Annotated in this window: 9 protein-coding genes and 1 pseudogene; 5 read left to right on the top strand and 5 right to left on the bottom strand. The window is 43.3% G+C overall.

The window, feature by feature from the left end; all coding sequences use genetic code 11:
* Positions 1 to 444: 444 nt before the first annotated feature.
* Positions 445 to 1,257, top strand: a complete 813-nt coding sequence (locus ACX5KA_RS03820) for a hypothetical protein (RefSeq protein ID WP_458730455.1) — start codon at positions 445 to 447, stop codon at positions 1,255 to 1,257.
* A 234-nt stretch (positions 1,258 to 1,491) separates the two neighbouring features.
* Here the strand turns inward: ACX5KA_RS03820 and ACX5KA_RS03815 are convergent, their stop codons facing one another.
* Genes ACX5KA_RS03815 through ACX5KA_RS03805 form a run of 3 tightly spaced genes read right to left on the bottom strand, consistent with a single transcriptional unit; the run spans position 1,492 to position 5,765 of the window.
* Positions 1,492 to 2,946 carry a TolC family protein gene (locus ACX5KA_RS03815; protein WP_039222079.1) on the bottom strand — a complete coding sequence of 485 codons (1,455 nt, stop codon included), beginning with the start codon at positions 2,944 to 2,946 and terminating at the stop codon, positions 1,492 to 1,494.
* Positions 2,940 to 3,992 (bottom strand): HlyD family secretion protein, encoded by a 1,053-nt coding sequence (locus ACX5KA_RS03810; protein ID WP_202941834.1) that lies wholly within the window; start codon positions 3,990 to 3,992, stop codon positions 2,940 to 2,942. Before ACX5KA_RS03810 ends, ACX5KA_RS03815 begins: the two co-directional genes overlap by 7 nt.
* Positions 3,993 to 5,765, bottom strand: a complete 1,773-nt coding sequence (locus ACX5KA_RS03805) for an ABC transporter transmembrane domain-containing protein (RefSeq protein WP_202941833.1) — start codon at positions 5,763 to 5,765, stop codon at positions 3,993 to 3,995. It lies immediately after the preceding gene.
* A 217-nt stretch (positions 5,766 to 5,982) separates the two neighbouring features.
* On the opposite strand from ACX5KA_RS03805, the gene ACX5KA_RS03800 reads away from it, so the two are divergent.
* The gene (locus ACX5KA_RS03800) at positions 5,983 to 6,873 is read left to right on the top strand and encodes a LysR family transcriptional regulator (protein WP_039222084.1); all 891 of its coding nucleotides are present in this window, start codon (positions 5,983 to 5,985) and stop codon (positions 6,871 to 6,873) included.
* Between the two features lie 17 nt (positions 6,874 to 6,890).
* Here ACX5KA_RS03800 and ACX5KA_RS03795 read toward each other — a convergent pair whose 3' ends face one another.
* Complete coding sequence (locus ACX5KA_RS03795; protein WP_458730454.1) at positions 6,891 to 7,553, bottom strand: transposase; 663 nt, start codon at positions 7,551 to 7,553, stop codon at positions 6,891 to 6,893.
* A gap of 166 nt (positions 7,554 to 7,719) precedes the next feature.
* On the bottom strand, positions 7,720 to 8,376 hold the full coding sequence (locus ACX5KA_RS03790; protein WP_458730453.1) for a YkgJ family cysteine cluster protein: 657 nt from the start codon (positions 8,374 to 8,376) through the stop codon (positions 7,720 to 7,722).
* 438 nt (positions 8,377 to 8,814) lie between these two features.
* Here ACX5KA_RS03790 and ACX5KA_RS03785 point away from each other — a divergent pair, with 438 nt between their 5' ends.
* From ACX5KA_RS03785 to ACX5KA_RS03775, 3 genes and pseudogenes are all read left to right on the top strand, one after another.
* Entirely contained in the window at positions 8,815 to 9,045 is a 231-nt protein-coding gene (locus ACX5KA_RS03785; RefSeq protein WP_458730452.1) for a type II toxin-antitoxin system Phd/YefM family antitoxin, read from the top strand.
* A complete protein-coding gene (locus tag ACX5KA_RS03780; RefSeq protein WP_458730451.1) occupies positions 9,045 to 9,431 on the top strand; it encodes a type II toxin-antitoxin system VapC family toxin in 387 nt (128 codons plus the stop codon). The genes ACX5KA_RS03785 and ACX5KA_RS03780 overlap by 1 nt, the downstream gene beginning before the upstream one ends.
* Positions 9,432 to 9,523: 92 nt before the next feature.
* Positions 9,524 to 10,246, top strand: a pseudogene (locus tag ACX5KA_RS03775) (mannose-1-phosphate guanylyltransferase); the annotation flags it as partial.
* Between the last annotated feature and the right edge of the window lie 27 nt (positions 10,247 to 10,273).

Here is a 10,273-nt window from a genome sequence, read left to right as displayed (position 1 = left end):
AGCGTTTCTTCTAAACTCCCGTCTTTACTGACCTATAAAGGTAGTAGAGACTCACTTCGCTTGGTTAGCTGTTTTGCTTTCCCCCCGAAGCGGATGCGCATTTTAGGGAAATGAGCGCTCACGTCAACACTTATTTTAAAAAAGATGAAAAAACTGAACTAACCGTCTATTTTTCATTCAAATGTGATAATTAGTAGACAATATGGACTATTTACTAATAGGATGGGAATTCAGATCCTATAAAGTAGTAGTTCTTAAAGTAGTATTTGATCCTGCCGTTATTATATAAATGCTTAATATTAGCGATAGATATTAAGGCTTGCGTAAAGGAATACGTATAAGAATGTATATAAGCGTAAATGACCTATGCTTTGTGTTCTTTATAAATGTATTAATACTGGTGGTGTCAGAAATTGACTACGCAATAATTATAAAGGTGGGTTTATGTTACGAACTCTTACATTGCTATCAGCAGCACTACTAGCTTCTCAAGTTAGTCACGTGGCAATGGCGCAAGACACTTCTTCAGATGAAGTTATTCAGCCATCCACTTCAGCGAGTGTAGAAAAATCCGTTGAAGAGTCGAATCGCTTTCAAACAGCCTTTCTAAAACGTCAAGTTGATCAAACCATGTCTGTAGGACGTGCTATTAGTTCTATTGCTGGTCACTACCCGCAGGAAATAGTGTCTATCGTAGATATTGCACTAGATACTTATCCTGACAAATACCGAGAAATAATCTTTGCAGCCATTTCGGCGCAGCCATCCTCAACTGAAGAAATTGTTCAGCTGGCTATCGAGAAAGAAGTGAGTAGCTGCCCTAACATTGTTCAGTTAGCCATTAAAGCAGAACCTACTTATGTCGACTTTGTGGTACAAGCAGCGGCCGTGTCCACACCTGAAGAATTAGGTGAGATTGTGCGCGTGGCTGTATTAACTCAACCCGATGCGGCAGATAGTATTGTACAAACATTATCTAAAGAGCATCCAAACAAAATCGTCGACATTATGACTAGTGCGCTAAATGCAGTGCCCTTTGTTGGCGAATATGTAGTAGACGCACTTTTAGCCATATTTCCAAACGAAGCGGAAACGGTAGTTGAAACAGCTGTAAGAGAGTCGGCCCAGCAGCGTGAACAAGTAATGCGTATATTAAATACTGCACAACACGCAGGCGTCTCTCAAGATAAGTTAAAAGAGTACGCTATGTCTGCCGGACTGAGCGAGGACGACGTTAATAGTGCATTAGGTAATTAAGCCCTAAAAACTAAGTTTATAAAAAACGGCGTATTGATTAGCTCAGTACGCCGTTTTTTTATATCACTCTATTAGTCGCTGCTTTGTTGGTTACTATCGTGGCTATGCTATTTGTAAAGGCTACTACCTATTAAGCGACTATCATCTCTTTTATGCCCGTAAGATTTATAGTCGCTAATGGCAAGCGGAGTTTGCCCTGCTCTTTTCATCAAAAATCTGTGTTAATAAGAACCTTTAACTTTCGAATGAATATAGCATGGCGGCCTCTTTATAAAGCATCAGCTCTGCTTTTAGTAAGTCGACCTTAGCTTTAATCTCTTTGATCTTCGCCTTAATTTCGTTCTGAGCTCGCGCATTCAATACAAACATATCACTATCACCTGCGTCAAAGCGTGTTCTTTCTACTTTAGACAAGGTTTTTGCTAATGCCGCATTTTCGCTTTGCAATGCCACAATGTCTTTTGCTTGCGACCAGTACACTAGGGCTTGTTCGAACCGTTGTTCAATAGCTTGCTGTGTGGATGTTAGCTTGTGTGCAAGCTCCCTTTGCTTTGACTGAAGTTGAGCTCGCTCTGCTTTTGCCTTTCTATTGCCTAGCGGATAAGAGAACGACAAACCTACTTTCGTTTCTGTGCCCTCCAGTGTTTCCGAGCCCGCCCCCACATCTCTAGCAATAGACGCGGTAAGATCAAGCTTTGGTAGTAATGCATTGTCAGCAAGCGCTACCTTATTTTGTACCACCTGCTGTTCCAACTTCATTACGTCTAATTCAGGGTGGTTACGCAGTGCATTGCGAAGCGTAACCAGCTGACTGTTGCCAACCCAGTAGGGCCAGCTTATTTCACTAGGCGGCTGCTCACTATTAATTGCTAACATATCGCCACTGGGTGAACGCCAGTAAAAAGATAGCATTTGCGCGTGCATGTCGCGCTTTTGTTTAAGTTCGGCCAATGTTAAACGCTGTTGAAGCAAATTGGCTTTAAACTCGGTAAGCACAATACTGGCTAAGTCGCCCTTCTCCACTCGAGTAACCAACGCTTTTTCACGTTCAGACGCCGTATCAAGTAACTCGGTAACCGCTTGAATTTGTGATGCACTTTCGTACCATGCAATATATTCACTTACGCCTTTGTAGACAAAGCCGTTAATCAGGCTTGTGGCTAATGCCTGCCACTGGGACGTAGCCAACCCTGCATTACGCAATTCAGTCCTACGCTTATCTATCTCTCGATTTTGTAACAGCGACATAGCAATACCCACGCTAGCTTCGCCGCCCGATAGCGTATCGTAATCCCCCTCATAACTTGGAAAGTCTCCACCTGCTATCCGGTACTCACCAAATACTGCCCCGTTAAAATCTTCAATAGGGTTTGTAAAACGTTGTGTGAGGTTTGTCCCATCGTAGTAACCCGATACCCGGCTTTTCGTTTTCTGTTCAATGAAGGGGTCGAAACTGCTTCTTGCTATCTCAAGCTCAGCTGCCGCTTGATAGTTTCCTTCGTTAATTGCCAGCACGTACGGGTGATAATTCACCATGCTATTAATCAACGCTTCAATGGTTGGCGCCTGTCTAGCGCTTTGAGTTTGCACTTGGTGACTATTTTGCGTCTGCGAATATGCGCCAGATGCACTCCCATCTATATAGGTAGCTAGAGCAATTGCAGTAAAAAACAATCTGCGCATTACCATATTGACGCTCCTGAGCCCTTCGCTCCTCCTGAAGATGGCTGCTGTGTGGGTAACGGTGGGAAGTTATTTAACTGTCGCCACATTTCATAACCTAAACGAACTTCTTCTAATAGTACCCATGCTTTTACCCGGCTACCTAGGCGAGCAGAGCTTTCAGCTGGCCATGGAATATCTGACTCATCAGGCTTTATCCAAACATTAAAATCGCCCGTTGCGTTGGCTACCGGCTCTACATATACCACTTCACCGCCAAAAGTTCCTATTGCGCTTCCTGGCCACCCGCTAAACTGGAAAACCGGCCAACCATCAAACTGCAGACGTGCCTTCGCGCCAGGTTTTACTAGCGGTGCGTCTAGACCTCTAACCGTTACCCGTACACTACGCTTGGCATCGGCAGGAATGAACTGACCTAGAATATCCCCTGATTTAACGAAGGTAGACACGCCCCCCGACAGCAAACGCACCACTGTGCCGTCTACCGGCGCAAACTTAGTCTGGGTAGATTGGCGAGACAACGTCATACTTACTTCGTTTATTTCAGATACCGACGCTGCAGCTTTTGCCCTTAGTTCCTGTACTTTGATTTCAGCTTGTTCTACTTCTTTGCGTGATACCAAGCCCTGCTCCTGCAATGACTTTTGCCGCGCCAAGTTGTTTTCGGCATTTCTTACCGCCGTTTCATTAGCTTGATTTTTCAGGTTCGCTGCCGAAAGCTGAGACTGCAGCTTCTCAAGACGCTGGGCATCGATATCAATTAGCGTGACGATTGGCTCCCCCGCTTTTACCTGCTGACCTTCTCTCACATGCCACTTTTTTACCTGCCCATCGACAAGGGCATTGATAGGCTGAGTTCTGTCTTTCGGGTCGAGCGAGTCGACCACACCCGTGCCATAGGCGGTTTGGATCCAAGGGGTGAAGTACAGTATCAAACCAGCGGCCAGCACCAAGAAGATTATTACTCCAGTAATAACGCGATGTAGCTTAGGTACTTTCAAAGCAGGCAAAGAAGTAATGTTATCTAGAAAGCGACGTTCTGCGTTATTCACTTACTTGTCCTCCTTGTTATTTTTCACATCGTTCTTTTGAACATCAGCTTTTTGTGCGCTATTGGTCTGGGCATTCATAGCACTAGTACTTTCTTTCACGCTGGCAACCGGCGATTCACCATTTGTATATTCGTTTAACATGGCGGTGGCATTGTCGTGTAAGTGCAATACACCCTCGAAGCAATCTGGTATTGGCATATTTGTAAAATACATTACAGTAAAGTCGTACTTGCTTAGGCGTCTAAGCAATCGTGTCCGCAGCTCTATGGGTATAGCATCAAAGTGCTGGTTTAATATAAGAAGTTTGGGTTTCCCAATAATGGCGGCGGCCAGTTTAAGCAGCAAGAACTCAAGCGGTTGCAAAGGCGCGCCCAATACCGACACTTTAGTTTGCAAACCTTCAGGCAAGCTATCGATAACCTTCGTCATTTCTACTTCTTCAAGCGCAGCACGTATATCGGCAATAGTTGCCTGTGGATGAGCTAGTTTTAGATAGCGCTCTATAGATACTTCAATAATTAAAGAGCGGTCTAATATAGTGACGGCTTGCCTTAGTTCATGGGTGTCGTAGTCGTTTAGGCTAAGCTCCCCCAACAATATATCGCCCGATTTAACGCGGTCGTATTGCTTTAATAAACCGAGTAATTGTTTTTGAACCCAGCTTTTGTCAGTGGTAACAAAGTATTTCGTGCCTGGTTCAAACACCACATTAAGGTTGCAGGAATCATTACCATGTTTTAACTCTACATCGTTAAAAACGAGTTTAGACGATGCTGGTATATGCTCTGAAGCATTTAGCTCTTCTTGAGGCATAGCCAAAGCACCACCCAGCTTTTCGGCGGCACCATACAGTTCATAATATAGTTTAAGGTACTGAGTGAAACGCGACAAACCGAAGAATACGGCTGACATAACAAGCTCAGCTGCAACGAGCTGACCAATAGACAGCTCGCCTTGTACGACAAGCACACCACCTATACCTAATAATGACGCACTTGCTACGGCATACATCAGTAGGAACATAACCACCTGCGAAAAGGTGTAGTGGAAGTGGCTCTTGTGTTTCTTAACGTAGTTGCTTATGTAGCCTTCGGTACTGCGGCCGGCGTATTCGACGTGATCGGCAGATTTGAAAAACTCATGAGCGGTCGCGATATCGTGTAGCCATTTTGCTGAATCATATTTAGCGTGAGAAAGTTCAATGGCGGTACGCTTAGCGCCGCGGCCCCAAATTTTCCATACGGCGTACATGGTTAGAAGAAGCACTACGTTAAATGCGAAAAGGGCTGGATGGTAAAAAGAAACCAATGTGAAACCCACCAGCATTTGTAATACCAATGCGAAACCGTCGATCATGAGAGAAGGCATATTCTTTTGAAACGTCATAATGTCGAAATAACGCTGCGTAATGCTCACGTTCTGGCGACCTTCAAAAAAACTATGCGGGGCAAGGATGGTTTTAAGCCCTAAGTCAGCGGTAAGACGCGCGTAAACCTTGCGCTCATAAAATTCCATAACGCGCATACGAAGGGCGCTGAATACACCTGATATAAACAGAGTAAGGAAAAGAATAACGGCCAGTATGATGACTGCTCGGGTAGAGCCAATATTGGCGATACTATTAATTAGCGTTTGTACGGCAATAGGTACTGCCAGTGTCATCAAACTGATTGCCACGCCATAAGCGATAGCAACCCAAAAAAAGCCAGCCTCAGGTCTTAGTAACGAAAAAAGTGTTTTTCGCGTTTTACGTAAATCTATTGGTTTAGCCATAGTTATGTCTTCAATATACCGCTAGCTTAAAAAATCAGTTATGCGTTGTTTACCGAGTCTATGAAACAACACTTATAGTGTATTGCAATGGTTAGTTAGAATAAATCTGTTATATTCTTAATAGTTCATCGAAAATAATTGTCATTATAAATAATGGGGTCAGAGTACTTTTTCTCGAAGCTCTATTATTTAATAGTATTTAGCGTCTTAATTAAGTATGCATCACCTAAACTACCATCACCTCTATTATTTTTATCTTGTGGCACGCGAAGGCAGCATTGCCAAAGCCGCAAAGTTACTCCACGTTACCCCGCAAACCGTAAGCGGGCAACTTAGCACGTTTGAAAGTCAGCTGGGTTATTCATTATTCGACAGAATAAACAAACGGCTGTACCTAAATGCACGGGGTAAAGTAAGTTATCAGTATGCCAGTGAAATATTTCACAAGGGTAACCAACTGGCTGAAATACTTAACAATAGCGATGAAGTGAATACGAAAGAATTCGTAATAGGTATTACAAATGGAATTCCAAAAGTGCTTTTTTACGATTTTGTGCACGATACCATGCGTAAATTCTCGCAAGTAAAGTACGTTATAAAAGAAGATAGCTTTGACGGTTTATTAAAAGAGCTCGCCATTAACGCAATTGACTTTATTGTTGCCGACAGAGGCATTGCGCCTGGCACACAAATTAGTGCAAATAGCTTCTTCCTAGGGGAAAGTTCTTTGAGCTTTTTTGGTAAATCCCCCCTAAGTGAAGGGTTACAGTTCCCCGACTGTTTAAACCAAATGCCGCTGCTTATTCAAGGTAATACTTCTGGAATACGACAAGCGCTGACAAGCTGGCTTGAAGCCGAGCAGCTTTACCCCAAAATTGTTGCTGAGTTTGATGATACCGCGTTGCTGAAGTTATTTGGCAGTGAGGACTTCGGCGTATTCTGCGCACCTTCTGCTATTTCGAAGCACGTTGAAGAACAGTACGGCGTGCACTGTATTGGTAACGCCAATACCCTTAATGAAAGATACTACGCCATTACCGGTAAAAGCCGTGCCGACTACACGATAAGTGAAGCGATTGTTGCCTCGGCTCGCGAAATTTTAGCGTGACGCTCTGAGTTATGGGGTCAGAGTCGGGACTCTGACCCCAATGCTTCATGTAGTCGCGTTTTAAACTGTTCTGAGCCAAGCGCCTTACCTATTTGACTGTATGTTCGAATACGCTCTATATCTTTATTTGAAAGTTCGTCATGAAAAAGTGCGCTGTAAGACTTTTGCCGTGCTTCAGGATCTGTGCCTAATGATGTATATATTGGGTGCTCAGTGCATAATGAGGTGTGAACCCCACGCGCATTGCGATGATAGCTTGACCACTTATATTTAGCTGGGTGTTTCACCAGGCCAGCTCTTACTGGATTGAGCTCAATGTAGCGTGACACAGTCATTAAGTATTTCTCTGAATCCACTACACAGGAACGAAAACGCCCTTCCCATAATGTTCCGGTACGCTCATATTTTGCATTAAATCTTCTTACATACATTCGACCGATTGACTGCATCATTGCACTTACCCCCCTATTATCTTCTTGAGGTGTGCAAAGTAAATGCACATGATTTGTCATCAATACCCAGGCATGTATATGTATATTAAACTTTTTCGCGTAGACATTGAGCCATTTTACGTAAGCAATAAAGTCTGTTTCACTTAGAAAGCAATTAGAACGATTATTGCCGCGTTGAATAACATGTACAGGGAAACCTGCTGGGGAAATCCTTCTCCTTCTTGCCATACTATAGCTCCGATTAGTCGTTATTACTTATCGATGATAAGTGGACTTTTGCGGAGTACAATCCTGTACCTTGAAATTCAGGCTCAAAGTTCAGCAGCGAAGTTTTTGGAATCAGTGAAGTACTTGGGGGTCAGAGTCATGACTCTGACCCCATGCTTACTGCATGTTACGCTGCAACGCCATCATCTATATTTTGTGAATAAAACCTTAGTGTAAGTATTTTTTCTAGTATGTAGCGGAGCGCATCGTTTATAGGCATAAGCTTATCGCCTAACTCATAATCCAGTTGCGCCAGCCTTTGCCTACCTTCAGCAATCATTGGTGGTTTGCTACTCGATATAGACATGGTAGACATGGGGTCAGAGTCGTGACTCTGACCCCATGCTGGCTGAATAGCAATAAGCGCGGCCGCATATTTTTCAGGTACGGCTTGCTTTATTGGTTTGCACACCGAAAGCGTTGCTTTGCCTGATTTAGTTTTGTAGCCAGCAGCGCCGAACATACGGCAAATCCCGGGGCGGTATTCGTAAATTCCGCAATAGCCTTCAGTACCGTCCAAACTCAAGCGTTGATATTGCTTGCATGCAAAGCCGTTATAGCTTTGAAGCTCATCGAATACTTGTTCGGCTTGCCCTGTATCAAACAGATGCAGTGCATATGGCAGCATTTCTAAAGGCGACACTTCAATGTCGGGTTTGTTGCAACATGCGCCGCATTTCTCAACACAGTTTAATGACTGACTTGATTGATATGCGCTGAATTCTTGAGAAAGAGATTGGTAAACATCCATCACTTGGCTGGAAAGCTCACGCAGCCTATTCATAACGACTCCGCTAATAAAAGCAAACTAAACGAAACGAAGTTCACGCTGCGGTATATGGTAGGTAGCATGAACTCACTTTACCGCTTGTAAGCTTTGATAACTTATAAGCAGTTAGCAGTGGGGTCAGAGTAACGACTCTGACCCCACAATTTAAAGCATGCTTCTTCCCCGCCGGGTGTGATTAAGCTTGAGGCTTAATGGCAGGGGTTGAATTGGCGCGGATTTTATTTCGAATTTTGTGGTTTGGGAAGTTTTTTGTGAGTGTCCTTTGGTGATAAAGAATAAGCATTACCGACACGACAGATATTCTGTTTATTTCAGTATCAAATTTTTATGCCACTAGTGTTAAACACAAATGAGCTAAAGCCATCGTTGCAACTGCTACTTTTTTAAACTACCATATTAGCTAAGTTTAGCTAAGTTTATCAGGGGGCTTGTATGCAAGCCAATATGCACGAGGCAAAAAGTAAGTTATCCCAGCTTGTAGAACGGGCTGAGGCGGGTGAAGAAGTTGTTATCGCCAAATCGGGAAAGCCAGCAGTGAAGCTAGTGCCCTTTAAACCAGAAAAGAAACGCATGTTTGGGCAATTCAAAGGCCAAGTTCATGCAACCGAAGACTTCGACTCGAAAGAGGTTAACGAAGATATAGCAAATATGTTCGGTTTGTAATGAAAAGAATCTTACTAGATACCCACGTTTTAATTTGGTGGATGAGCGGAGATGAGCAATTAGGTCCTAATGCTCAGAAGCATATCTCTAATACTGAAAATGGCATTTATATCAGTGCCGCTTCGGTTTGGGAGATGTCGATTAAACAGCAGCTGGGAAAACTTACGGTACCAGATGATATTGAGTCGCTTATCGAACAATTAGGTTTTAGCGCATTACCTATCAGTTTATTCCACGGCCAGCAAGCAGGAAGACTGCCAATGCACCACCGCGATCCATTTGACCGAATGCTGATCGCACAAGCTCAAGCTGAAGGGTTGCAAATATTAACGAAGGACGAACACTTTCCCGCGTATGGGGTTAGATTGATTAACGCTTTAAAGTGATGGTTGTGATTATTATGCTGTACCGTTTTTATCTTCCTCATAACTCAGTATACTGAAAACAGTAAAAGCATTTTATAAATCAAGGAACGCTAATGAAGCCAGTTATTCTTGCAGGCGGAACGGGAAGCCGCTTGTGGCCAAAGTCTCGCGCTGCTTTACCTAAACAATTTTTGTCTCTTACTTCTGACAAAACTATGATTCAAGACACTGTGCTGAGACTCGACGGAATCGAATCATTACCACCATCTATAATTTGTAATGAAGAACACCGTTTTCTGGTTGCTGAGCAAATGCGCCAAATCAGTGTTGATAACAGCGATATACTGTTAGAGCCTGTAGGAAGAAATACAGCACCAGCAATCGCACTGGCAGCATTTCAAGCTATGGAAGACGATAATGACCCAGTTCTACTCGTCTTAGCTGCTGATCACTTGATTCAAGATAGCGATACATTTCAGTCGAAGATAAAGGAAGCCCAGGCTTTAGCTGAACAAGGTAAGTTAGTTACATTCGGTATTGTTCCTACTCAACCGCATACAGGCTACGGCTATATTAAAGCTGGGAATAAACTTAATATTGGCTTCGATGTAAGTGAATTTGTTGAAAAGCCTAATATACCTACCGCCACAGAATACGTTCGTTCAGGCGAGTATTTCTGGAACAGCGGTATGTTCATGTTTAAGGCTAGCGCTTTTTTAAAAGCGCTTGAAGCCCACGCCCCAGAAATATACACAACGTGTAAAAAAGCGATAGAGAAAACAGAAAAAGATCTCGACTTTGTACGTATAGATGAAGAAATCTTTGCTTCATGCCCTAGGGTCTGTTGATCTTTGCTGTACATA

The organism is Alteromonas alvinellae (genome assembly GCF_902705805.1).
This window is presented reverse-complemented; position numbering and strand designations above follow the sequence as displayed.